The sequence below is a fragment of the Falsiroseomonas sp. genome (assembly GCF_051860665.1).
Lineage (GTDB): Bacteria > Pseudomonadota > Alphaproteobacteria > Acetobacterales > Acetobacteraceae > Falsiroseomonas.
Map to the genome: position 1 here is coordinate 98,239 of NZ_JBHYDM010000007.1, position 24,140 is coordinate 122,378.

Consider the following 24,140-nt stretch of genomic DNA (forward strand, 5'->3'; position numbering starts at 1 on the left):
CGCTCAGCCCTTCGTCAGGCTGCGGAAATCCGGCTCGCGGCAGGGCCAGAACTGGTAGCCGCCGATATTCCGCTGCATCGCCACGTCGTGGAAGGGCTGCGCGATCGGGATGAAGGGCACGTCCTGCATGCCGAGCTCCAGGAAGCCGCGCACATTCTGCGCATAGACGGCGGGGTCGGCGGTGAAGCGCGCGGCATCGATCAGCCGGTCCATCGCCGGGTTCTGGTAGGACGGGATGTTGAAGATCGAATTGTTGCCGTGGTAGTTCCAGAAGAAGAAGTAGTCCGGCCAGTCCAGCCAGCCGCCGAAGCGGTTGATCACCATCGGCGCGGTCTTCTTGTTCAGCTCGCCGCGGAAATTGGCGCCGGGGATCTTGCTCAGCTCCACGGTGATGCCGAGCGGGGCCAGCGCCTCCTTGATCAGCACGGCCATGGGCTCGGTGATGGTGGCGACGCCGGCATCGTAGAGCAGCGTGGTGCTGAAGGGCGCGACGCCGGATTCCGCCATCAGCGCGCGGGCGCGCTCGGTATTGGCGGTATAGGGAAAGGGCACCGGCCAGGTGAGCTGCGCCGGCGTGGCGGGGCCGCCGAACATCGGCACGCCGCGGCCGAAGAGCGAGCCCTGCATGATCTGCTCATAGGGCATCGCCCAGGCCACCGCCTGCCGCAGTTTCACATTGTTGAAGGGCGGCAGCGCCGAATTCAGCGCGAGATACCACACCGCATTCGGCACCGGCACGGCCGAGACCTTCAGCCGCCCCGCGGCGACGAGATCCGCAAAATCCTTCGGCGGGATCTGGTAGCTGATATCGGCATCGCCGCGTTCGATCAGCGCCCGGCGGGTGGAGGGGGAGGCGATGTCGCGCGCGATGATGCGGCGCAGGCTGGGCAGTGGGCCGGACTTCCAGTCGTCGTTGCGGGTGTAGATGGTCTCGGTGCCCGGCCGCCAGGCCTCCACCTTGAAGGCGCCGCCGCCGCAGATGTTGTTCTTCAGATAGTCCTTGGCCCATTCGTCGCCGCCGGAATTGGCGATGGCCGTCTCACTGTCGAAGACGAAGGGAATCGTCACGGCGAGGTTCGGAAGGGTCAGCTTGTCGCGCCGCAGGTAATCCACGCGGAAGGTTTTGTCGTCCACCGCGACGAACTGCTCCCGGTTCTCCAGGCTGCCGGCGCGCATCTGCGTGGTGGCGAAGCCGCCGATGGAGACGGCGCGGTCCAGCGACCACTTCACGTCCTTGGCGGTGACCGTCCTTCCGCTATGAAAACGGGCATCTGCCCTGATCTTGAACGTCACACTGGTGCCGTCGCTGGCCTCCTGCCAGCTCTCGGCCAGCTCCGGCTCCAGCTTCGTGATGTCGAAGCTGCTGGTGACCTCGTCCACCTTCTCCCGCTTGAAGGAGACCAAGCGGTCGTAGCAGTTCAGCGCCACGCCATTGACGGGCTGGGAGGCGCCGAGCCCCTGCATGTCCAGGCTATTGGGGCCGTATTCCTGCACCAGCAGCAGCGTCTCGTTGCGCGTCGGCGCGCGCTGCGCGGCGGCCTGCTTCACGGCGGGCGCGGTGAGCGGCAGGCTCAGCGCGGCGGCGGGCAGGGCCTTGAGGAAATCGCGGCGCTCCATGGGAATCTCTCCGGACCGGGACAGGCGGAAGCCCGCCAGCCCGACCCGCGCAGCAAGGCCCGTGCCACCTTGCCGGGAGGCACGGCTTGCCGCAGCTTGCCCGGCGTAATGAAGGACTGTCCTGCGATGACGACCGAATGGATGGGCAGCGCCACCACGCGCTTTATCGAGGGCGCCGGCGGCGTGGGCCTGGCCGTGGTGGAGGGTGGCCGCGCGGATGGCCCGCCCATCCTGTTCATCCACGGCTTCTCCCAGGCCGCGCTCTGCTGGACGCGGCAATTCACCGGCGTCCTGGCGCAGCATTTTCGCCTCGTCGCCTTCGACCTGCGCGGCCATGGCCACTCCCAAAAACCCGAGGCGGCGGAGGCCTATCGCAGCGGGGATCTCTGGGCCGATGACGTGGCGGCGGTGATCGCGGCGCTGCAGCTGCACCGGCCGGTGCTGGTCGGCTGGTCCTTTGGTGGGCGGGTGCTGGGCGCGGTGGCGCGGCGGCATGGCGTGGCCGGGTTCGGCGGCCTGGTCTTCGTCGGCGCCATCAGCAAGGGCGGCGTGCCCGATGCCGCGCGCTTCCGCGGTACCACCGGGCCGATCCAGGCGGCGATGGCCTCGACCGAGATGGCGGTCGCCGCCGAGGCCACGCTGCGCTTCATTCGCGCCTGCACGGCGGCGCCGCTGCCGGCCGATCTGCAGCGGCTGATGGACCTCACCAACGGTATGGCGCCGCCCGCGGTGCGCGGCGCGATGATGGGCTGGCAGGTGGACCATGACGACCTGCTGCCGACACTCAAGGTGCCGGCGCTGGTGATCCATGGCGCGCAGGACCAGGTGCTGCTGCCTTTCGCCGGCCGCCACATCGCCAGCCTGCTGCCCGGCGCCGATTTTCTTCTGTATGAGGCCAGCGGCCACGCGCCTTTCCTGGAGGAGCCGGCGCGCTTCGACGCCGACCTCGCGGCCTTCACCCGCCGCGTTCAGCCCGGCTGAAGAACTCCGCTTCTTCCGCCGCCAGGTGCCTGGCCCAGAGCGCGACCGTGGCCTCCGCGCGGCCGGTTTCCTGCCAGCGTCGGCCGAAGCCGGACATGCCATGCGGCCGGCGCTTGCGGTCCAGCCGCAGCTCCACCATGCAGCGCAACAGCTCCAGGATGGATTCGCCGGCGATCGGCGGCGTGCCGTCCACCCAGCCATGCGCCATGCCGCTGGTCGGGTCGATGAAGCCGGCGCGGGCGGCCGCATCCGCCACGCGGCGTTCCACGTCGCGCGAATGCAGCGCCTCCGGCAGATGCAGCGCGGCGGCGAGGCAGGCCTCGATGGCGTAGGACCCCCAATTGGCGATGGTCGCGACAACCAAAATGTCGGTCTCGACGCAGGTGCCGATCAGCTTGCCGGTCGGCACCACCTCGCGCACCGCCTCCGGGATGCGGCCCATGCCGACCTCGTTGCCGCCATCGCCGATGCCGATGGTCAGCACGCCGCGGCGCTTCGCCTCATCGATGTAGAGCTCCACCTTGCCGACCACGTCGGTGACATCGAGGCCCGGGCCGGTATGGGTGGTGCCGGTGAAATTGGGCGCCGGCTTCTCGATGCAGACCATGGCCTTGGCGCCGGTGCGGTCGAAGCAGCGCGGCGCTTCCACCGCCGCGCGGGAACGTCCGATCGGCAGCGGCAGGATGGCGGCCTTGAAGGGCGTGGTCACCGCCATGTCGAGTCCGATGACATCGAGCCCGGTGGCGCGCACCAGCGCCTCCATCCGCGCGAGATTCGTCACCTCCGTCAGGAAGACCGGCGTGGCATCCAGCGCGACGGCCAGCGCGCGGCCCAGCAGCGCGGCGCCGACCGGGCCATCGGCTTCCGAGATCATCGCCGGCGGGTCGAAGAAGCCGGCGCAGATCAGCACCACGTCGCGCGGTTGCACCCGCTCCACCAGCTCGCGTGCGGCCAGCGAGGAGAGCGGCGCGCCCTGCAGCGCGCGGGCGGCCTCATACAGCTCCTTGGTGATATTGCGGCTGGTGATGTCGGCGCCACCACCGGACATGAAGACCTGGGCGGAGACCAGCCGGTCGGCCGATTCGCCGACGACCTGGCAGAGCTCGAAATCCGGTTCCATCTCCGTTCCTTCTCTCCTCCAGCCCTCGGCAGGGGGTGGATTCAGGCTCATACAGGCAAACCATTTCGGTGCGAACCGGTCGGCCACCCCAGCCCGGCGATCACGTTGCACAATTCCTGCCGGAGGCCGTCTGCAGCCGGTGCAGTGACGACCGCACGGGCGCGGCGCGGCGCAGGCCCGAAGCGACGCCCGGCTCTACCTGCCATGCAAGATGTGTGGTCCTGAAAGGCGAAGATGGCATCTGCAATCGTGTCCGCATGAGCGGGGCGACGCGACCACGCAGCCCGCCCCGGCGGGCCGCAAAAGGCGGCGGCACGGCAGCTGAAAGGCAATTATCCTGACATTTTCATGTCGTTCCGGCGGGGCGCCAACCATCTTCCCCGGTCATGGGGCCGCCGCTACTGTGGATTTGCGACGCTGCAGGAGCCCACATCCGTGACCCTTCCCGCCCGCCGGGGCATGCGTGCCGTGCCGACGCCATCGTCGCCGCAGCTTCCGCCGCCTGCCGGAACACGCGGCACGGCGCGCGCCTTCGTGCTCAACCGCGTCGCACCCCTGAACACCGCGCATGCCGCGCCGCTTTATCTGCAATTGGCGGAACGCTTCGCGGCGCTGATCGGGCAGGGGCGGGATGCGCTGGTCGGCCAGTCCCTGCCGACCGAGAGCGAATGCATGGCGCATTTCGGCATCAGCCGACCCACCGTGCGTCAGGCCATGGCACAGCTGGCCGCGCAGGGCCTGATCACCCGCGGCCGTGGCCGCGGCACCTTCGTCGCGCCGCGCCGGCTGGACCACGACCTGAGCCTGGCCTTCGAGGACGAGGCGCGCAACGCCCGCAAGCGAATCTCCTTCCAGGTGCTGGAGCGCCGCACCATCATCGCGCCCCCCACGGTACTGAGCGCGCTGGCCCTTGCCCCGGGCGCGGAGGTGGATCTGGTGGAGCGCCTGCGCCTGCTGGATGGCGAGGTCTTCGGCCATGAGCTGCGCTACATGCCCACCCATATCGCGCGCCACGTCACCGCGCGCATGCTGGAACGCCAGCCGGTGAACACGCTGCTGCGCGCGGCGATGGGGGAGGCGCCGCGGCGCATGCGGCTGATCGTCCGCAGCGTGCCGGCGGATAGCCGCATCGCGCGGCTGCTCATGATCAAGCGCGGCACGCCGCTGCTGGAGAGCGAGCATGTCTATCGCCTCGCCTCCGGCGTGCCGGTGCTCTGCGGCTTCGTGCGCTTCCACGGCGACCGCTTCCAGTTCATCGCGGAGGCCGAGATCCGCACCGAAGCGCAGCTCTGATTTATCAGGACATTCGGCGGCTCAGCCCGGCTCGGGCAGCATCTCCGAACCCGGCACCAGGCCGCGCGGCAGGCCGGCGACATGCTCCGCCAAGGTGCCCGGCCGGGTCAGCCAGATCTCGTCGCGGTGGCGCAGGATATGGCGCAGCGCGTCCCGCAGCGGCCGCAGGCGGAAGGGCTGGCCGACCACGAAGGTATGCAGCACGATGCTGCAGACCAGCGGTCGGCGCTTCGACTGCGCCAGCATCTCGTCGAACTGGTCGATGATCATCTCGGCGAATTCGCGGCCGCTGTGCTGGCGGAAGACCATCGCCGGGCTGTCGTTCAGCTCGATCGAATAGGGCACGGACAGGATGGGCCCGGCCCGCGTCGCCATCCAGAAGGGCTGGTCATCCGCCGGCAGGTCCATCATGTAGCCAAACCCTTCCTCGCGCAGCAGGTCGAGCGTGACGTGACTTTGCGCGAGATAGGGGCCGAGCCATCCGCGCGGCGGGGTGCCGGCATGGCGGGTGATGGCGTCGCGCGTCTCCACGATCAGGCGGCGCTCATCCTCCTCCCACAGCGTGTCCTGGCGCTCCGCATTGCTGCGGCCGTGGCCGATGAACTCGTCGCCACGCGCCAGCAGCGCCGGCGCGATCTCCGGCATATAGTCCAGCGCCGCGCTGTTGACGTTGTGGGCGCTGGGGATCTCCAGCTCGTCCAGCATCTCCAGCATGTTCCACAGGCCGACGCGGTTGCCGTAGTCGCGCCAGGCATAGTTGCGGAAGGATTGCGGCGCGCCGGGCTGGGCGCTGTCGCTGCCCATCCCGGCGCGATAGGCGAAATGCTCGATGTTGTTGCAGACGAGGACGGCGAGGCGCGCGCCATTCGGCCAGCGATAATCGGGGCGGGTCGGGATGGCGCTGGGGGCGTAGCGGCCATGGCTGGGCAGCTTCATCGGGGACTCTCCTCGGCGGCGCGGCCGGGATTGTCCGGGCCGCCCCACAGGGATGTCAACGCGGCGCGGTTGACCGGCGCCGGCCGGGACGGGATGCAGCACCATGCCCGCCGCCCGCCAAACCCACGGCCGCCGCCGCCTGCTTGCCGCCGCGCTGCTTTCGCTCGCGGGCTGCCACCGGCTCGGCCCGCAGCAGCTGGACCTGGACCAGATCGGCTTCGCCGATGCGCTGGGGGAGGGGGTGAAGCGGCAGATGCTGCTGAACATGGTGCGGCTGCGCTATGGCGATGTGCCGACCTTCTTGACCGTGAGCCAGCTGATCTCCGGCTATACGCTGCAGACCGGCGGCCAGGCGGGGCTGAACGCCTATCCCAATGCCAATCCGGGCAATTACGCCACGCTGTCGGGCAGTTTCGAATTCGCCTCCCGCCCCACCTACAATTTCACGCCGGTGACGGGAGAACGCTTCGCCCGTTCCTATCTGCGGCCGCTGGAGCCGGCGCAGCTGCTCTCCCTGGCGCAGAGCGGCGCGCCGCTGGACCTGCTGTTCCGCATCGGCGTGCAATCGGTGAACGGCCTGCCCAACCGATCCGCCAGCGGCGGCGCCCCCCGCCTGGCCTCGGATGATTTCGAGGCGCTGATGCGCGCCCTGGCGGCGGCGCATGGCGCGCGGGCGCTGAGCCTGCGCTTCGAGACGCAACCCCAGGGCGCCCGCGTCTTCCTGCTGCCGGGCGGCGGCGATGGCCGGGCGGAGCCGGCGCTGCGGGAGCTGCGCCGGCTGCTGGGCCTGCGCGGCCCGGCGGGGGAATTCGAGCTGGTCTATGGCCGCACCGCCGCCGGGCCGGGTCGGGTGCCGGTGCTGACCCGGTCCCTGCTGCAGATCCTCTATGAGATGGGCAGCCAGATCGAGGTGGCGCAGGAGGATATCCGCCGCGGCGCGACCCTGGGGCAGGACCAGGCCGCCGGCGACCGGCTGGTGCGGGTGCGGCAGGGCGCGCGCGCCCCGGCCGATGCCTATGCCGCCGTGGTCTATCGCGACCGGTCCTTCTGGATCGACTTCGACGACTACCCTTCCAAGGTCACCTTCGCCTTCGTCCAGGCGCTGCAGGTTCTGGCCGAGAGCGGGCCGGGCCATGCGCCGCTGACGGTGACCATCCCGGCGCAATAGCGGCCACCCCCTCGCGGCAGGGGCCCGGGCGGGCTATCCTGGTTGGATGCGCTATATCTCCACCCGCGGCGAAGCCCCGTCGCGCGACTTCGAAGGCGTCCTGCTGGCGGGCCTCGCCGAGGATGGCGGGCTTTTCGTGCCCGAGAGCTGGCCGGTGCTGACCAGCGCCGAATGGCGCGAATTGCGCGGCCTGCCCTATCCGGACCTGGCGGCCCGCATTCTCTCGCTGTTCACCGGCGGCCAGCCGGATCATGCGGCGCTGCTGCCCATGCTGCGCCGGGCCTATGCCGGCTTCGGCCACCCGGCCGTCGCGCCGCTGGTCCAGCTGGACAGCCGGGTTTTTGCGCTGGAGCTGTTCCACGGCCCGACGCTGGCCTTCAAGGACATGGCGATGCAGGCGCTTGGCCCGCTTTTCGACCATGTGCTGGCCCGGCGGGGGGAGCGGGTGACCATCGTCGGCGCCACCTCCGGCGACACCGGCTCCGCCGCCATCGAGGCCTGCCGCGACCGGGCGGCGATCGACATCGTCATCCTGCATCCGGAGGGCCGCACCAGCCTGGTGCAGCGCCGGCAGATGACTACGGTGCTGGCGCCGAACGTGGCCAACCTGGCCATCGAGGGGTCCTTCGACGATTGCCAGGACCTGGTGAAGGCCATGTTCGCGGACGCGCCCTTCCGCCAGGATTTGCGCCTGTCGGCGGTGAATTCCATCAACTGGGCGCGGATCGCGCTGCAGATTCCCTACTACGTCGCCTCGGCCCTGGCGCTCGGCGCGCCGGACCGGGAGGTGGCCTTCTCCGTCCCCACCGGCAATTTCGGCAATGTCCTGGCGGCCTGGGCGGCGCGGCGGATGGGGCTGCCGATCGCGCAGCTGCTGATCGGATCGAACCGCAACGACATCCTGGCCCGCTTCCTGTCGGGCAACGACATGACCATGCGGACGGTCGAGCCCTCCTTCTCCCCCTCCATGGATATCCAGGTCTCTTCCAACTTCGAGCGCCTGCTGTTCGAGCTGCTGGGGCGCGATGCGGCGGCCACGGCCGAGACCATGCGCCGCTTCCGTGCCGAGGGCCGCATGCCGGTGCCGGACGCCGCCTGGCGCAGCGCCACCCAGGTTTTTCGGGGATTCGCGCTGGACGATGCCGGGACACTGGCAGAAATCCGGCGGCTGCATGGGCAGGGCTATCTGGCGGACCCGCATACCGCCATCGGCACCGCCGCCGCCATGGCCAGCCCGCCTTCCGACCCCGCCATCCCCATGGTGGTCGCCGCCACGGCGCATCCCGCCAAATTCCCGGATGCGGTGCGCCAGGCCACGGGCATCGAGGCCCCCCTGCCTTCGCGCCTGGCCGACCTATATGAGCGTCCCGAGCGTTTCACCCGCCTGCCGGCCGATCTCGGCCAGGTCGAGGCCTTCGTGCGACGCCACACCCTGCGCAACGCCGCCTGACCGACGGCGAAGGATGACCATGAACGACGCCATCCGCCTGACCCGGCTGCCCAGCGGCCTGACCGTGGTGTCCGAGAAGATGCCGCGGGTCGAGACCGTCTCGATCGGCGCCTATGTGGATGCCGGCACGCGGCATGAGGCGGCGGCGGAGAACGGCGTCTCCCACTTCCTGGAGCACATGGCCTTCAAGGGCACGGAGCGCCGGGACGCGGCGGCCATCGCCCGCGAGATCGAGAATGTGGGCGGCCACCTGAACGCCTATACCTCCCGCGAGAACACCGCCTATTACGCCAAGATCCTGAAGGAGGATGTCGGCCTCGCCGCCGACATCCTGGGCGACATCCTGTCCCACAGCACCTTCGTGCCGGAGGAGCTGGAGCGCGAGCGGGGCGTGATCCTGCAGGAGATCGGCCAGGCGAACGACACGCCGGACGACATCGTCTTCGACCACTTCCAGGCCACCGCCTACGGCGCCCAGGCCATGGGCCGTCCGGTGCTGGGCACGGAGGAGACGGTCTCCGCCATGAGTCGGGAGGCGCTGACCGGCTATATGCGCCGGCACTACGGCCCGAGCCGCATGGTGGTGGCCGCCGCCGGCGCGCTGGAGCATGAGGATCTGCTGGAGCTCGCCCAGCGCCATTTTTCGGACCTGCCGGCCTCGGTGGCCGCGGTGCCGGAGCCGGCGCGCTACACGGGCGGCGAGTTCCGCGAGGAGCGGGACCTGGACCAGGTGCACCTCTGCTTCGGCTTCCCCTCCGTCGCCACGAACCACAGGCTGCACATGGCGACGCAGCTGCTGTCCACGCTGCTGGGCGGGGGCATGTCCTCCCGCCTCTTCCAGGAGATCCGGGAGAAGCGGGGGCTGGTCTATTCCATCTATTCCTTCGCCTCGCCGTTCCAGGATGGCGGGCTGTTCGGCATCTATGCCGGCACCGGCGAGGACCAGGCGGAGGAGCTGGTGCCGGTGACGCTGGAGGAGCTGCGTCGGGTGCAGACCGATGTGAGCGAGGACGAACTCGCCCGCGCCAAGGCCCAGCTGCGCGCCAGCCTGCTGATGAGCCTGGAATCCACCGGCAGCCGCTGCGAGCAGCTGGCCCGCCAGCTGCAGGTGCATGGCCGCATCATCCCGACCGAAGAGACCAAGGCGAAGATCGCCGCGGTGACGGTGGCCGAGGTGCAGGAAGCGGCCGCCATGGCCTTCCGGGGGGCGCCGACGCTGGCGGCCCTCGGCCCGGCGGGCAAGGTGCCGGGGCTGCCCGCGATCGTCGAGAGGCTGGCGGCGTGAGCGAGCTGGACCTGCTCTCGGACCTCGTCGCCGCCGCGCGGCGCGCGGGCGCGGACAGTGCCGATGCGCTGCATGTCCAGAACGCCTCCCTGTCCGTCTCCCGCCGCCTCGGGCGGATCGAGCAGCTGGAGCGGTCCGAGGGGTTCGACATCGGCCTGCGGGTTTTCGTCGGGCAGCGCCAGGCCATCGTCTCGACCACCGTGGCGGACCCGGCAGGCTTCGCCGCGCTGGCGGAACGCGCGGTGGCCATGGCGAAGGTGGTGCCGGAGGATCCCTTCGGCGGCCTGGCCGATCGCTTCGATGGTCCGCGGGAGGCCGGGCCGCTCGACCTCGAGGATGCCACCGAGCCGACGGCCGAAGACCTGATCGCCCGCGCCGCGGCGGCAGAAGACGCGGCGCTGGCCGTGAAGGGCGTGACCAACAGCGAAGGCGCGGATGCCAGCTGGGGCCGCATCCGCATCGCGCTCGCCACCTCCGCGGGCTTTGCCGGGCATTATGCCCGCACCTCCCACAGCCTGTCCTGCACCGCGCTGGCCGGGCAGGGCACGGCGATGGAGCGGGACTACGACTATTCCTCGGTCGTCCACCTGGCGGATCTGGAGGACCCCGCGGCGATCGGCCGGCGCGCGGCCGAGAAGGCGATCGCCCGGCTGAACCCGGTACGGGCGAAGACGGCGCGGATCCCGGTCGTGTTTGATCCGCGCGTCTCCTCCTCCCTGCTCGGCCATCTGCTCGGCGCCATCAACGGTGCCGCCGTGGCGCGCGGCACCTCCTTCCTGGCGGAGAGCATGGGCAAGCCGGTGCTGGCCAAGGGCCTCACGGTCCGCGATGACCCGACCCGGCCGCGCGGCCTGCGCTCCCGCCCCTTCGACGGGGAGGGGATGGCCGGCGCGCCGCGCGCCATCGTCGAGGACGGGGTGCTGACGAGCTGGATCCTGGACTGGCGCAGCGCCCGGCAGCTCGGCCTCGCCAGCACCGGCCATGCCAGCCGCGGCACCGGCGGCCCGCCCGGCCCGGCGGCGAGCAACCTCTGGCTGGAGGCGGGCAGCCTGACGCCGGTGGAACTGATCGCCGATATCACGGAGGGGCTCTACGTCACCGACCTGATCGGCATGGGCGTGAATGGCGTGACCGGCGACTACAGCCGCGGCGCCGCCGGCTTCATGATCCGCAACGGCGCGCTGGCGGAGGCGGTGAGCGAGATCACCATCGCCGGCAATCTGCGCGACATCTTCCTCAATATGACGGCGGCGAACGACCTGGTCTTCCGCCGCGGCATGGATGCGCCGACCATCCGGATCGAGGGGCTGACGCTGGCCGGCGCCTGAAGCGCCGCGTCACGCCTCGAAGAAGGGCGTTTCCTCCTCCGCATCGCCGCGCAGGCGGATGTCGAAGCGGAAGACGCGCAACCCCTCGGCCAGACCCTCCGGCACCGCGACCAGGCGCGCGCGCCGGGCCTCCGGCACCTGGGCCAGCACCGGGTCGGCGGCGTTCTCGGCCGGGAAGTCCGGGAAGAACAGCGTGGTCTCCACCCGGCGCATCAGCCCCGCGCCCATCACGGTCAGGTTCACATGCGGGGCGCGGCGGCCGCCGGCCTCGGCATAGCCGCCCGGGATCACGGTGCGGAATTCGTACCGGCCCTCCTCATCGGTCCAGGCCCGTCCCCAGCCGAGGAAATCGGGATCGGCCAGGTGCCGCTCGGGGTCCAGCGGATGGTTGAAGCGGCCCTCCGCATCGGCCTGCCAGGCCTCCAGTATCTGGTTGAGGCAGGGCATCCCCTCCGCGCGCGTCACGCGGCCGCGAATCAGGATGGTCTCGCCGCGCCGGGTCGGCGCCGCGCCATGCGCGACCAGGGTCAGGTCATTGTCGCCGGGCTGGAAGAAGGTGCGCGGGAAGAAGGGGCCGATCGTGTGCTGCGAGGTCGGCGCCAGCGGGGCATTGGGGCGGCTCATGCGGTGGCGCTCCTCACGGCGTCGCCGGCGTGGCATGGCGGCCGCGCAGCACGATGTCATGCGTGAAGCCGAGCCATTGGTCGCCCACCTCCGCCGGCGGCAGGTCCTTCGCGATCAGCCGCTCCCGCGCCGCGGCGTCCGGCACCGAGTTCAGGATGCGGTCCAGCGCGTTCAGCGGATCCCCGGCGAAATACATCTGCGTCACCAGGCGCGACAGGGAGGAGGGGCCGATGACCGAGAAGTGCAGGTGCGGCGGCCGCCACCAGGTCTCCTTCACCGGCACCGGATAGGCGCCGGGCTTGATGGTGAGGAAGGCGTAGCGGCCTTCCTCATCGGTCCGCACGCGGCCATTGCCGACGAAGTTGGGGTCGAGCGGCGCCTCGCGCTGGTCGATCGGGTGGAAGTAGCGGCCGGCCGCATTGGCCTGCCACAGCTCGACGATCGCGCCGCGCACGGGCCGGCCGTCCTCGTCCAGGATCCGCCCGGCGACATGCATGAGCTGGCCGATGGCCCAGCGGCCCGGCGCGGGCTGCGCCAGGTTCGCATCGCCGCAGGGCAGCTTGCGCTGCAGCTCGACCGGCCCGGTCGCCTCCGTCCGGGTCGGCGGCCGGCGGTGCAGCGGCTGGCTCGGCGTGAAGAGAAAGGTGTTCGGATAGCCGGGCACCGGCACATCGGGCTCGATGCCCGGCGGCCAGGGATCGAAGCGATCCGGCACGTCATTCCTTGTCATCGTTGCCCCCCGAAGATTCCGTCATCCGCCCGGCCTCAACCAGCATGGTCCACCATGACGCCCTGGGCGGTGATGGTGAAGCGCATCAGATCCTCGCCCAGGACCAGGGGGCCGTCATAGGCGCCGCGGGTCTCGGCCTCGATCGCCTCCAACGGCACCGGCGCGGTGCCGGGGGCTGCGATCTGCACGATATGGGTGAAGGCGGCCAGCCGCGGCCTTGTGGCGGCGAAGATCGCGCCGGCCTCGGCGGGCGAGGTGTGGTGGTCCGCGATCGCCTGCGGGCCGGGCCGGCCGGCGAGTGCCGCCGGCAGCGCGCAGACCTCATGCACCAGCAGGTCCACGCCCGCGCCATGCGCCAGCACGTTCGGATGCGGCCTGGTGTCGCCGGAGAGCAGCACGGATCGCCCGGCATGCTCGATCCGAAAACCCACGGCGGGGCGGATGTGCTGGCCGTGATCCACCTCGAAGGCCGTGACCCGCACGCCGGCCTCCTCGAAGACCACGCCGCCGGTCACGGGGAAGTCCTGCGCCGCGATCCGCGTGGCCTCCTCCGGCACCGCCTCGTCGGCCATGCGGATGCGGATGTCATCCGCGAAGGCCTCCCGCAGGTGATGCGCCATGCGCGCCGTGCCGGGTGGGCCATACAGCCGCAGCGGCACGCGGCGGCCGCCCCAGGCCGGCGGGATGTAGGAGCTCATCCAGACATCGGCCAGGCCGTTCACATGGTCCGAATGGAAATGCGTGAGGAAGAGGGCGGCGACCCGCCCCAGCGGCACGCCGCATTGCGCCAGGCGGACCGGGCAGCCCCGCCCGGCATCGAAGAGCAGGTCGAGCCCGCCGGCCTGGACCAGGGTGGCCGGGCCGAAGCGGCGCGGATTGGGGTTGGGCGTGCCTGTGCCCAGCAGCGTCACCACCAGGCGACCGTCGCCATCGTCCATCTATCCTCCTCGTCCTTCCCGTCCGAAGGCCGGTCCTCAATCCGGCCGGATGCCGGCCTCGGCGATGAGCGCGGCGTAGCGGGCCGTGTCCTCGCGCAGCAGCGCGGCGAGGGCGGTGCGGTCGAGCGCGGCCGGCTGCTGGCTGATCCGCGCGAGCCCCTGCACGGCCTCCGGTGTCGCGAGCCAGGACCGCACCTCGGCATCCAGCCGCGCGACCGGTTCGTCCGGCGTGGCGGCGGGCGCGAAGAGCCCGAACCAGACGCTGCCGTCCAGCGCGGGCAGGCCATGCTCCGGCAGCGCCGGCACATCCGGCAGGAAGGGCGAGCGCTCCGGCGCGATCGCCGCCAGCGCCCGCAGCTGGCCACCGGCGAGCGCCGAGCCGAAGACCGTCAGATCCGCCATTGCCATGGCGACGCGGCCGGCGATCAGGTCGCCCATCGCGGCCGGATAGGCGCGGTAGGGCACATGGATGAGGTCGATCCCCGCGGCCCGCCGGAACTGCTCCGTGGAGACATGGCCGACGGTGCCATTGCCATTGGTTGCATAGGTCAGCGGCTCCCGCGCCGCGCGGGCCTGCGCGATCAGCCCGGGCAGGTCCCGCGCCGGGGAGGTGGCGGGGACGAAGAGGAAGAAGGGCAGCCGCGCGACCCGCGCCACCGGCCGGAAATCCCGCAGCGGCGCATAGGGCAGCCGGTCGCCGAAGAGCGCCGGATTGATGACCATGACGGAATTGGAGGCCAGCAGCAGCGTATGCCCATCTGGCGCCGCCCGCGCCACGGCCTCCGCCGCCACCGCGCCGCTCGCGCCGGGGCGGTTTTCCACCACGAAGGGCTGGCCGAAGGCCTGGCTCAACTGCGGCAGGAGGAGGCGGATGGCCACATCGGGCGCGCCGCCGGCGGCGAAGGGCGCCAGGATGCGGACCGGCCGTTGCGGCCAGGCGCCCTGCGCCCGCGCGCTGCGCGATGCCGCCAGCAGGGCCGGGCTTGCGAGCAGCGCCGCCCCCAGCACCGCCCGGCGTGTCCGCGGCGCATCCTGCCCTTGGATGACCGTCATCCCTGCCCCTTCCACTTGAAGGGTCGATCCCTGCGTCTGATGGCCTCAGCGCAGCGGCGACCCGGGGCGCTTTCCGCGCCTTGGTCCGCCGTCACGCAACCTTGCCTTCGGGCGTGCGGGGACTGGGCAAAGGCAATCATGCGGCAGAATAAAAGTCAAATGTTCGGTTATATGACCTATTGGGGCCGGAAAGTCCGTGAGCCCGCGGCCAGGCGCGCCGAAGCGCCCCTGCCGCGCCACGACCGGGCGGCTCAATCCACCCGGATCTCCCGCACCTGCACCTGGTTGTCCGCCCGGTGCGTCACCGCCACCCCGGCCCGATGCGCCCAGGGGATCATCATGTGGTACATCGGGATATGCCCCAGATCGGCATTGTGCAGCGCATGCGCCTGCCGGATCAGGCCGCGCCGCGCCTCCGGGTCCTGTTCGGCATCGATGCGCGGGATCAGCGCGTCGAATTCCGCATTGGACCATCCGCCGGCATTCCAGGTCGCCGCCCCGCCCACGGCGCGGGAGGCCATGACGGCGCGGATCGTGTAGCTGGCATCGAAGGTCGGCACGCCCCAGGACAGCGCATACATCATCGGCTCCTGCCGCCGGATGCGCTGGCTGAACTGGGCATTGGGCTGGATGTTCAGCTGCGCCCGGATGCCGACGCGGGCCAGCATGCCGGCCACCGCCTGGCAGGCCTCGTCATAGGTGCCGGTCGGGCATTCGAAGGGCACGGAGAAGCCGTTCGGATAGCCGGCCTCGGCCAGCAGGGCGCGGGACTTCGCCGGGTCGTAGGGCAGGCGGCGATCCGCATCCTGCGACCAGCCATTGACGAACTGCGTCCACATGCTGGCGGTCGGCACGCCCTGGCCGCGCAGCGTGGTGCGGCGCATCGCCTCCATGTCCAGCGCATGGGCGATGGCCTGCCGCACCCGCAGGTCCTTGAAGGGGTTGCGGCCGCGCACGTCGGATCCGGCCAGCTCCTCCACATCCTGGCGCAGGCCGAGCCAGACCGTCCGGTTCTCCTGCCCCTCCAGGATGCGCAGCCGCGGGTCGCGCTGGATGCGCGCCACATCCTGCACCGGCACCACATGCACCATGTCGACCTCGCCCGAGAGCAGGGCGGCGACGCGGGTAGCATCGGAATTCAGCGTGACATGGTGGTATTCGGTGACGTTGCCGCGGGTCTCGCCGGTGCCCCACCAGTTGGGGTTCCGCACCATGACCGTGCGCTGGTCCACCTCCCGCGTCCGGATGACATAGGGGCCGGTGCCATTGCTGTTGCGGACGGTGAAGCTTTCCTCCCGCTGCGCGAAATTCTGCGGCACGGCGGCGCGGTTCGCCTCGGACCAGCCACGGTCCATCATCAGCACGCGGGTCAGCTTGTCCGGCACCACCGGGTCCGGCACCCGGGTGATGATATCGACGGTGAGGTCGTCCACCGCGACGACGGAGGCCACGGTATCCACATAGATGCCGTAGTTGGAGGTCGGTGCCAGCGCCCGGGTGATGCTGAAGACCACGTCGTCGGCGTTGAAGGTCTCGCCGCCGGCGAAGCGGACATTCGGGCGCAGCTGGAAGCGCCAGCGGGTGGGCTCCACCTGGGCCCAGCTCAGGGCGAGGCCGGGCTGCACCTTCAGGTCGTCGGCCCGATGCGTCAGCGTCTCATAGACCTGGCTGACCACCAGATAGGTGAACAGCGCATTGGTCGCATGCGGGTCCAGCGTCGCGGCATCCACGCTGGTGGCCATGCGGAACAGCCGCGGCGCATTCGCCTGGGCGCCGCCTTGGCCCGTCCCTTGCGCGATGGCCGGTGCCGCCGCCAGCTGGGCCGCCAGCACGCAGCCCACCGCCAGCCCCCAGGCGGCCCCAGCCCGCCCCAGATCCCGTTCCCGTCGCCGCATGATGCACTCCCGATTGCGCGGCCCACAGGGTGACCCGCTGGGCCCTGGTGACGCAAGCGCAACGCAGAGGTGATGAATCAACCCGGGGCACAAGCGCGATGGGGCTGTGTTAACATAAGCCAAGCCATCATCCGGCCTGAGCCACCGCGGCCGCGGTGGTCACCCGCCGTGATGGGAGTTCCAGCCTTGCAACCGCAGCAGCTGCTTTCGCTGCACAACCTGCGCCGCCTGGGCGGCGGGCGGGTGCGGCTTCTCTTCGCGCATGGCTATGGCTGCGACCAGTCCATGTGGCGCCTGGTCGCCCCCGTCTTGGCCAGGGACTTCGAGATCCTTCTCTTCGACCACGTCGGCGCCGGCGGTGCCACCGCCCCCTACGACCCTGCCCGCCACGCCAGCCTGGCCGGCTATGCCGAGGATGTGCTGGCGATCTGCCGCGCGCTGGGGCCGGAGCCCGTGGTCTTCATCGGCCATTCCGCCAGTGCCAGCATCGGCCTCCTCGCCGCGGGCATGGCGCCGGAATGCTTCGCCCGGCTGGTGCTGGTCAGCCCCTCGCCCCGCTATATCGACGATGGCGACTATATCGGCGGCTTCTCGGCGGAGGATATCGAGGCGCTGCTCGCCCTGCTGCAGGCCGACCACAATGGCTGGGCGGCCGCCATGGCGCCCACCATCATGGGCCACCCCGACCGGCCGGACCTGGCCGCGGAGCTGGCAGGCAGCTTCTGCCGGATGGACCCGCAGCAGGCGCTCGGCTTCGCCCGGGCCACCTTCACTGCGGACAATCGCGCCGATCTCGCCCGCGTCCATACGCCCAGCCTGATCCTGCAGAGCCGGGAGGATGCGATCGCGCCGCCCTCGGTCGGCGCTTATATGCATCGGCACCTGGCGGGCAGCGCGCTGGTCACGCTCGAGACTTCCGGCCATTGCCCGCATATGGCGGCGCCGGCCGAGACCGCCGCCGCGATCCGCCGCTATCTGGCGGACCTGCTGCCGGAGGCGGCCTGATGCGCCGGGATTCCAGCCTTGGGTGCTGACGCCTTGGCCGAGGCCTGGCCCGAGAGCCTGGAGGAGCTCTACGAGGATGCGCCCTGCGGCTATCTGTCCTGGTTCGTCGAGGATGGCGCCGTGGTCCGCGCCAACCGCACCCTGGCCCGCTGGCTGGAAAGGGACGCGGCCGAGCCGGTGCAGGGCCTCCGCTTCCGCGACCTGCTGACCCCACCCGGCCGCATCATCCACGAGACGCGCCACCTGCCCCAGCTGCGCGCCGGTGGCGCGGCGGAGGCGGTGGCGCTGGAATTGGCCTGCGCCCAGGGCCGCCGCCTGCCCGTGCTGGTCAATTCCACGGTGCTGCGGGATGCGACGGGCGCGCCGCGGCTGGTCCGCACCACCCTGTTCGATGCGACCGTCTATCGCCGCTACGAACAGGGCCTGGTCGAGGCCCGCCAGCGCGCCGAACTGGCGGAGGCGGAGGCGCGGCGGGCCCAGGCGGCAGCGGAGGCGGCGGACCGGGCCAAGACGCGCTTCCTCTCGGCCATGAACCACGAATTCCGTACCCCGATCGGCATCGTCTCCGGCTTCGCCGGCCTGCTGCTGCAGGAGGCGGCGGCAGGGCGCGACATCGGCCTCCGGATGGACTGGCTGCGCGACATCGATTCGGCCGCCCACCACCTGCTGGCGCTGCTGGAGGATGCGACCCTTTTCGCCCGGCTGGATGGCCGCCGGCCGGCGCTGCAGCCGGTGGCGCCGCAGCGCATCGCAGGCGCCGGCCTGCAGATCGCCCAGCCGGCGCTGGACAAGGCCGGCGTCACCGCGCGCCTGGCGCCGGCCAGGGGCCTGCCGCCGATGCAGGCCGATGCCGGGCTGGCGGCGGAGGCGGTGGCCTGCGCCCTGCGGGAGATGGCGCGGCTGGCCCCCGCGGGCGCTGCCATCACGTTGGTTTGCGAGCTGCGGGCGGGCATGGGCTGCCTCAGCCTGGCCTGCCCGAGCCTGCACCTGACCCCCGCCGCGCTGGAAAACCTGCGCGCGCCGCTCGACCCCGCCGCGGTGCTGTCGCGGGGGCTGGAAGGGGCGGGGCTGGGCATCGCGGTGGCCCAGCGCATCGCCGAATTGCATGCGGGGCGGCTGGATATCGACCAGGCGGGGCTTCCCGAGGAGCGGCCGGAAGCGGGGGCGGCGGACACCGCCCTTGTCGCCGCGGGGCTGCGCATCGCGCTCTGCCTGCCCCTCGCGGCGGCTTCAGCCGGGGCTTGACCGTCGGGCCTTCGCAATCCGGCCCGGGCATCCCTATATTACATCCAGGAAACCCAGATCGGAGTCACGGACCCCCTCATGCGCCGCAAAGCATCCTTCATGGCCGCCATCGCCGTCGTGGCCCTGGCGCTGGCCCCCGCCCTGGCGGAAGCGCGCCGCGGCGGGGGATTCTCCTCCGGCAGCCGGGGCACCCGCACCTACCAGGCGCCCCCGCCCACCACCACCGCCCCGGGTGGCGCGACGCAGATGCAGCGCACCCAGACGGCGCCCCCCGCCGCCACGGCCGGTGCCGCCACCGCCGGCACGGCCGCGGCCGGTGCCGCTGCTGCACGCACCGGCATGCGCGGCGGGCTGATGGGCGGCCTGCTCGGCGCCGGCCTGTTCGGCATGATCCTGGGCGCCGGCCTCTTCGGCGGCATCGGCGGCTTCGCCTCGATCCTCGGCCTGCTGCTGCAGGTGGCGCTGATCGGCGGCGTGATCTGGCTGGTCATGCGCATGATCCGCGGCCGGCGCGAGGCGACGGCCGGCGGCCCGCCGAACGCCTATGCCCGCGACATGCAGTCGGGCGGCAATCCGCGCCCGATGATGGGCGGCGCCATGGGCGCGCCCCGTGGCCCGATGGCAGCGGCCGCCGCGCCGGAGGTGGCCACCGCGCCGCTGCAGATCGCCGAGGCCGACTACCAGGAGTTCGAGCGCAACCTGCATGCCGTGAACGAGGCCTGGACCCGGCAGGACCTTGAGGCGCTGCGCCGCCTCTCGACCCCGGAGATGACCAACTACTTCGCCAACGACCTGAAGGACCTGCGCGCCCGGGGCTGGACCAATGCGACCAGCGGCACCCGTCTTCTGGCCGGCGACCTCTCCGAGGCCTGGCAGGAGAATGGCCAGCACTTCGCCACGGTCGCGATGCGCTATTCCATCGTGGACGTGACCACCGATGCCACCGGCAAGGTGGTGGAGGGTCATCCCTCGGAGCCGCAGGTGGTGACGGAGCTGCTGACCTATACCCGCTTCCCGGGCGAGGCCTGGCGCCTCTCGGCCATCCAGCAGACCGGCTGACGGCGCGGGGCGAAGGGGGCGAAACCCCCCTTCGCCCTTGCTTCCGGCCCTTGCATCGGCTAGGCGTCCCCGCTGCGTCGGCACCCCTGGAGGCCGGCGCATTTTCTTTGCGCCCGGCCCGGCGGAAGCAGGGTCCAGGCGCATTCCATTTGAAGGAGCCTGGCAATGGTCCAGACAGTGCGGATCGAAGCCGTGGCGCGCGCAGATGCAGGTAAGGGGGCAGCGCGCGCGACCCGGCGGGAGGGGCTGGTCCCCGGTGTGGTGTATGGTGCGAAGCAGGCGGCGACGCTGGTGGCCTTCGACCCGCGCGACATCATGAAGGAACTCACCAAGGGCGGCTGGCAGTCGCACCTTTACGAGGTCGTCGTGAAGGACGGCCCGACCGAGCGCACCATCATGCGCGAGGTGCAGTTCCACCCGGTGACGGATCGCCCCATCCACATCGATTTCCAGCGCGTGGCCCCCGGTGCGCGTATCCGCGTCCGCGTGCCGGTGGTGTTCCTGCATGAGGACACCTCCGTCGGCATCAAGGCCGGCGGCGTGCTGAACGTGGTCCGCCGCGAGGTCGAGGTGCTGGCCGAGACCGACAAGGTGCCGGACCACTTCGAGATCGACCTGGCCGAGGCGAAGATCGGCGACAGCCTGCGCTGGTCCTCCATCAAGGACCATTTCGGCGCGCGTCCGGGCATCGTCGGCCGCGACTTCATGATCGCCTCCATCGCCGCGCCGACGGTGGATGAGGACCTGGCCCCCGTCGCCGTGGCGGCGCCGGAACCCGCCAAGGGCAAGGGCAAGGCCCCGGCCAAGGGCGCCGCCAAGCCGGCCGCCGCGGCCCCCGCCGCGCCCGCCAAGAAGAAGTAATTTTCTTCCATAAGCCCTCTCCCCTCGATGGGGGAGAGGGTTGGGTGAGGGGGCCTGCAAGGCCAGGCCTGGCTTCAGGCAGAAGCAGACCCCCCTTCGCCACACCGACTTGTTCGAAAAAAGGGGTCCGTTGCGGTGGCGCTGCTCTGGGTCGGCCTCGGCAATCCGGGGCAGGAACATGCGCGGCAGCGCCACAACATCGGCTTCATGGCGCTGGACGCCATCGCCCGCCGCCACGGTTTTTCGAGCTGGCGCAAGCGCTTCAAGGGCCAGGTGGCGGAGGGCGTGCTCGGGGGCCAGAAGATCATGGCCCTCAAGCCCGAGACCTATATGAATGCCAGTGGCGACGCGGTGCAGCAGGCGGCCGCCTTCCTGAAGCTCGGCACGCCCGATATCTGGGCCTTCCATGACGAGCTGGACCTGGCGCCCGGCAAGCTGAAGGTGAAGAAGGGCGGCGGCACCGCCGGCCATAATGGGCTGCGCGACATGCAGCGCGCCTTCGGCAATGCGGATTTCTGGCGCGTGCGCCTCGGCATCGGCCATCCCGGCCACAAGGACCGCGTCACCGGCCATGTGCTCGGCAATTTCGCCAAGGTCGAGACCTGGGTGGAGCCGCTGCTGGACGCCGTGGCGGATGCCGCGCACCTGCTGGCGGAGGGCCAGCACGAGGCCTTCATGACCCGCGTGGCGCTGCTGACGCAGGAGAAATGACCCGATGAGCGGATTGGACGACGACAGCGTCTTCGACGGCGGCTTCGGCGGCCCCGGCCCCGAGGATTTTGCCAATGGCGCCGCGGCGCTGGCCGCCGGGCTGATCCGGGAGGCGCAGGGGCTGGCGCAGGCCGCCGCCGCCCTGCGCGCCACCGCCGCGCCAAACCCCCCGGGCGTGCCGGGCGGGGAGCCGGTCTCCGACATCCGCCGCCAGCGCATGGTGCTGCACACGGCCGGCGAGGCCGCGCTGCGTGCCGCCCTGGCGCTGGATGCCGCGGCGTTGCTGGCCGAATCCCGCGCGCCGGCCGAACAGGCGGCGCGCATCGCGGAGGCGGCGAAGAAGGTGGGCCTGCCGCCCGCCACCCTCGCCCCCTTCCTGCGCAGTGCCGCGCTGGATTTCCGCACCGACGACGCGGCCGCCCGCATCGCCGCCTCCACGCTCGCCACCGATCTCTGCGCGTTGCTCGACGCCGCTTCCAGCTGAACGGATCGCTCCCATGGGTTTCAACTGCGGCATCGTCGGCCTGCCCAATGTCGGCAAGTCCACGCTTTTCAACGCGCTGACGGCCACCGCCAGCGCCCAGGCGGCCAACTACCCCTTCTGCACGATCGAGCCGAACGTGGGTCGGGTCGCGGTGCCGGACCCGCGCCTGGCCGTACTGGCGAAGGTGGGAAAATCGCAAAAAATCGTGCCGACCAGCCTGGAATTCGTCGATATCGCCGGCCTGGTGCGCGGCGCCTCCAAGGGCGAGGGGCTGGGCAACCAGTTCCTGGCGAATATCCGGGAGGTGGATGCCATCGTCCATGTGCTGCGCTGCTTCGAGGATGACGACGTCACCCATGTGGAGGGCAATGTCGACCCGGTGCGGGATGCCGAGACGGTGGAGACGGAGCTGATGCTCGCCGACCTCGACAGCCTGGAGAAGCGCAGCCTCGGCCTGACCAAGCGCGCCCGTGGCGGCGACAAGGAGGCGACGGCGCAGCTTTCGCTGATCGAGCCGATCATGGCGGCGCTGGCCAATGGCAAGCCCGCCCGCACCGCCATCCCGAAGGGGGAGGAGGAGGCGGTGCGCCGGCTGCAGCTGATGACCAGCAAGCCCGTGCTCTACGTCTGCAACGTCGAGGAATCCTCCGCCGCCACCGGCAATGCGCACAGCGAAAAAGTCTTCGCGATGGCGAAGGCGCAGGGCGCCAAGGCGGTGATCGTCTCCGCCGCCATCGAGGCCGAGATCAGCCAGATGCCGGAAGCCGATCGCACCGACTTCCTCGACTCCCTGGGCCTGGCCGATAGCGGGCTCGATCGCATCATCCGCGCGGGCTACGAGCTGCTGGGCCTGATCACCTATTTCACCGTGGGGCCGAAGGAAACCCGGGCCTGGACCATCACCCGCGGCACCAAGGCACCCGGCGCGGCAGGCGTCATCCATGGCGATTTCGAGCGTGGCTTCATCGCCTGCGAGACCACCGCCTATGACGACTATACCAGCCTCGGCGGCGAGCAGGGCGCCAAGGAAGCCGGCAAGATGCGCATCGAGGGCAAGGAATACGTGGTGAAGGACGGCGACGTCCTGTTGTTCCGGTTCAACGTGTGACCGACAGCTTCGAGATCTTCCTCGCCACCGCGCCGGGGCTGGAGCCCCTGCTGTTCGAGGAGGTGCGGGGCAAGGGCTTTCGGCGCCCCAAGGCGGTGCCGGGCGGCGTGGCCATCCAGGGCGGCTGGCCGGATGTCTGGCGCGCCAATCTCTGGCTGCGCGGCGCCGGGCGCGTGCTGGCGCGGATCGACAGTTTTCGGGCCGTGCACCTGGCGCAGCTGGATGCCAAGGCGCGGCGCGTCGACTGGGCCAGCGTGCTGCGCCCGGACGTGCCCTTCCGGGTGGAGGCCAGCTGCGCCGGGTCGCGCATCTACCACTCCGGAGCCGCCGCGCAGCGGGTCGAGACAGCGATCCGGGAGACGCTCGGCGCGAAGCCGTCGGATGACGGCGTGCTGGTCATGGTGCGGCTGGAGAATGACCAGTGCACCATCAGCCTCGATACCTCGGGCGAGCCGCTGCACAAGCGGGGCGCCAAGCAGGCGGTGAACCCGGCCCCGCTGCGCGAGACCATGGCTGCGCTCTTCCTGCAGGCCTGCGGCCATGACGGCACGGCGCCGGTGGTGGACCCGATGTGCGGCGCCGGCACCTTCGTGATCGAGGCGGCGGAGATCACCGCGCGGCTGAACCCCGGCCGCGCCCGCGCCTTCGCCTTCGAGCGTCTCGCCGGCTTCGATGAGGCCGCCTGGCAGGCGATGCGCGCGGTGCGCCGCCCCCCGGCCTCCACCGCGCGCTGCTACGGGCGGGACCGCGACGCGGGGGCGATCGCCATGAGCCGCGCCAATGCGGAGCGCGCCGGTGTCGCGGAGACCACGGACTTCGCCCAGGCGCCGATCAGCGAGCTGACGCCACCCGAGGGCCCGCCGGGACTCGTCATCGTCAATCCGCCCTATGGCAGCCGGATGGGGGAGGGGAAGGACCTCGCACCCCTCTACGCCGCCTTCGGCCAGGTGATGCTGCGCCGCTTCGCCGGCTGGCGGGTGGGGCTGGTGACCAGCGAGCCGAAGCTGGCGCATGCGACGCGCCTGCCCTTCCTGCCCAATACCGCGCCGGTGCCGCATGGCGGGCTGCGGGTGGCCTTGTACCGGACCCTGCCGTTGAGCTGAGGGGGAAGCCCTCTCCACCCAGCGGGGGGGTTGAACGCATGCGTTCAACGGTTGGGTGAGGGGGGCTGGGACGGCATTGGACCGAATTCACGTCCTGCGCGTCCCCCCCACCCAACCCTCCCCCGCAGGCGGGGGAGGGCTTCGGG

The 24,140-nt window shown here is 71.0% G+C and carries 22 protein-coding genes; 14 read left to right on the plus strand and 8 right to left on the minus strand.

Going from position 1 to position 24,140, the window contains the following annotated elements; genetic code table 11:
* Positions 1 to 3: 3 nt before the first annotated feature.
* Positions 4 to 1,617 carry an ABC transporter substrate-binding protein gene (locus ACTIF1_RS09875; RefSeq protein WP_439596234.1) on the minus strand — a complete coding sequence of 538 codons (1,614 nt, stop codon included), beginning with the start codon at positions 1,615 to 1,617 and terminating at the stop codon, positions 4 to 6.
* Positions 1,618 to 1,743: 126 nt separating this feature from the next.
* Between ACTIF1_RS09875 and ACTIF1_RS09880 the strand changes: the two genes are divergently transcribed.
* Positions 1,744 to 2,598, plus strand: coding sequence for an alpha/beta fold hydrolase (locus ACTIF1_RS09880; RefSeq protein ID WP_439596235.1), 855 nt, complete (start codon positions 1,744 to 1,746; stop codon positions 2,596 to 2,598).
* Here the strand turns inward: ACTIF1_RS09880 and ACTIF1_RS09885 are convergent.
* Positions 2,573 to 3,718 (minus strand): glutamate cyclase domain-containing protein, encoded by a 1,146-nt coding sequence (locus ACTIF1_RS09885; RefSeq protein ID WP_439596236.1) that lies wholly within the window; start codon positions 3,716 to 3,718, stop codon positions 2,573 to 2,575. The genes ACTIF1_RS09880 and ACTIF1_RS09885 overlap by 26 nt on opposite strands.
* 435 nt (positions 3,719 to 4,153) lie before the next feature.
* On the opposite strand from ACTIF1_RS09885, the gene ACTIF1_RS09890 reads away from it, so the two are divergent.
* Positions 4,154 to 5,011: a GntR family transcriptional regulator gene (locus tag ACTIF1_RS09890; protein WP_439596237.1), complete on the plus strand. Its 858-nt coding sequence runs from the start codon at positions 4,154 to 4,156 to the stop codon at positions 5,009 to 5,011.
* A 21-nt stretch (positions 5,012 to 5,032) separates the two neighbouring features.
* Here ACTIF1_RS09890 and ACTIF1_RS09895 read toward each other — a convergent pair whose 3' ends face one another.
* Positions 5,033 to 5,947 (minus strand): polysaccharide deacetylase family protein, encoded by a 915-nt coding sequence (locus tag ACTIF1_RS09895; RefSeq protein WP_439596238.1) that lies wholly within the window; start codon positions 5,945 to 5,947, stop codon positions 5,033 to 5,035.
* A 103-nt stretch (positions 5,948 to 6,050) separates the two neighbouring features.
* Here ACTIF1_RS09895 and ACTIF1_RS09900 point away from each other — a divergent pair, with 103 nt between their 5' ends.
* From ACTIF1_RS09900 to ACTIF1_RS09915, 4 genes are read left to right on the plus strand one after another with little or no spacing between them, the layout of a single operon-like run.
* Complete coding sequence (locus ACTIF1_RS09900; RefSeq protein WP_439596239.1) at positions 6,051 to 7,115, plus strand: hypothetical protein; 1,065 nt, start codon at positions 6,051 to 6,053, stop codon at positions 7,113 to 7,115.
* A gap of 46 nt (positions 7,116 to 7,161) precedes the next feature.
* A complete protein-coding gene (thrC, locus tag ACTIF1_RS09905; protein ID WP_439596240.1) occupies positions 7,162 to 8,565 on the plus strand; it encodes a threonine synthase in 1,404 nt (467 codons plus the stop codon).
* A gap of 19 nt (positions 8,566 to 8,584) precedes the next feature.
* Entirely contained in the window at positions 8,585 to 9,850 is a 1,266-nt protein-coding gene (locus ACTIF1_RS09910) for a M16 family metallopeptidase (RefSeq protein ID WP_439596241.1), read from the plus strand.
* On the plus strand, positions 9,847 to 11,178 hold the full coding sequence (locus ACTIF1_RS09915) for a TldD/PmbA family protein (RefSeq protein ID WP_439596242.1): 1,332 nt from the start codon (positions 9,847 to 9,849) through the stop codon (positions 11,176 to 11,178). Before ACTIF1_RS09910 ends, ACTIF1_RS09915 begins: the two co-directional genes overlap by 4 nt.
* A gap of 9 nt (positions 11,179 to 11,187) precedes the next feature.
* On the opposite strand, the gene pcaG is transcribed toward ACTIF1_RS09915, so the two are convergent.
* The 5 genes from pcaG to ACTIF1_RS09940 all read right to left on the minus strand — a co-directional run bounded on the left by pcaG (position 11,188) and on the right by ACTIF1_RS09940 (position 16,418).
* Positions 11,188 to 11,802, minus strand: coding sequence for a protocatechuate 3,4-dioxygenase subunit alpha (gene pcaG / locus ACTIF1_RS09920; RefSeq protein WP_439596243.1), 615 nt, complete (start codon positions 11,800 to 11,802; stop codon positions 11,188 to 11,190).
* Positions 11,803 to 11,815: 13 nt separating this feature from the next.
* On the minus strand, positions 11,816 to 12,532 hold the full coding sequence (locus tag ACTIF1_RS09925) for a protocatechuate 3,4-dioxygenase subunit beta (RefSeq protein WP_439596244.1): 717 nt from the start codon (positions 12,530 to 12,532) through the stop codon (positions 11,816 to 11,818).
* 35 nt (positions 12,533 to 12,567) lie between these two features.
* Positions 12,568 to 13,470 carry an MBL fold metallo-hydrolase gene (locus tag ACTIF1_RS09930; RefSeq protein ID WP_439596245.1) on the minus strand — a complete coding sequence of 301 codons (903 nt, stop codon included), beginning with the start codon at positions 13,468 to 13,470 and terminating at the stop codon, positions 12,568 to 12,570.
* A gap of 36 nt (positions 13,471 to 13,506) precedes the next feature.
* Complete coding sequence (locus tag ACTIF1_RS09935; RefSeq protein WP_439596246.1) at positions 13,507 to 14,523, minus strand: Bug family tripartite tricarboxylate transporter substrate binding protein; 1,017 nt, start codon at positions 14,521 to 14,523, stop codon at positions 13,507 to 13,509.
* Between the two features lie 251 nt (positions 14,524 to 14,774).
* Complete coding sequence (locus tag ACTIF1_RS09940) at positions 14,775 to 16,418, minus strand: ABC transporter substrate-binding protein (RefSeq protein ID WP_439596247.1); 1,644 nt, start codon at positions 16,416 to 16,418, stop codon at positions 14,775 to 14,777.
* 186 nt (positions 16,419 to 16,604) lie between these two features.
* Here ACTIF1_RS09940 and ACTIF1_RS09945 point away from each other — a divergent pair, with 186 nt between their 5' ends.
* The 8 genes from ACTIF1_RS09945 (at position 16,605) to ACTIF1_RS09980 (ending at position 23,994) form a co-directional block, all read left to right on the plus strand.
* On the plus strand, positions 16,605 to 17,423 hold the full coding sequence (locus ACTIF1_RS09945; RefSeq protein ID WP_439596248.1) for an alpha/beta fold hydrolase: 819 nt from the start codon (positions 16,605 to 16,607) through the stop codon (positions 17,421 to 17,423).
* 18 nt (positions 17,424 to 17,441) lie between these two features.
* Positions 17,442 to 18,668, plus strand: a complete 1,227-nt coding sequence (locus ACTIF1_RS09950; protein ID WP_439596249.1) for a histidine kinase dimerization/phospho-acceptor domain-containing protein — start codon at positions 17,442 to 17,444, stop codon at positions 18,666 to 18,668.
* Positions 18,669 to 18,746: 78 nt separating this feature from the next.
* A complete protein-coding gene (locus ACTIF1_RS09955) occupies positions 18,747 to 19,727 on the plus strand; it encodes a Tim44 domain-containing protein (RefSeq protein WP_439596250.1) in 981 nt (326 codons plus the stop codon).
* 165 nt (positions 19,728 to 19,892) lie between these two features.
* Complete coding sequence (locus tag ACTIF1_RS09960; protein ID WP_439596251.1) at positions 19,893 to 20,588, plus strand: 50S ribosomal protein L25/general stress protein Ctc; 696 nt, start codon at positions 19,893 to 19,895, stop codon at positions 20,586 to 20,588.
* 141 nt (positions 20,589 to 20,729) lie between these two features.
* On the plus strand, positions 20,730 to 21,299 hold the full coding sequence (gene pth / locus ACTIF1_RS09965; RefSeq protein WP_439596341.1) for an aminoacyl-tRNA hydrolase: 570 nt from the start codon (positions 20,730 to 20,732) through the stop codon (positions 21,297 to 21,299).
* A 4-nt stretch (positions 21,300 to 21,303) separates the two neighbouring features.
* The gene (locus ACTIF1_RS09970; RefSeq protein ID WP_439596252.1) at positions 21,304 to 21,783 is read left to right on the plus strand and encodes a hypothetical protein; all 480 of its coding nucleotides are present in this window, start codon (positions 21,304 to 21,306) and stop codon (positions 21,781 to 21,783) included.
* Between the two features lie 13 nt (positions 21,784 to 21,796).
* Positions 21,797 to 22,891, plus strand: coding sequence for a redox-regulated ATPase YchF (gene ychF / locus ACTIF1_RS09975; protein ID WP_439596253.1), 1,095 nt, complete (start codon positions 21,797 to 21,799; stop codon positions 22,889 to 22,891).
* On the plus strand, positions 22,888 to 23,994 hold the full coding sequence (locus tag ACTIF1_RS09980; protein WP_439596254.1) for a THUMP domain-containing class I SAM-dependent RNA methyltransferase: 1,107 nt from the start codon (positions 22,888 to 22,890) through the stop codon (positions 23,992 to 23,994). The genes ychF and ACTIF1_RS09980 overlap by 4 nt, the downstream gene beginning before the upstream one ends.
* The last annotated feature ends 146 nt before the right edge of the window (positions 23,995 to 24,140 follow it).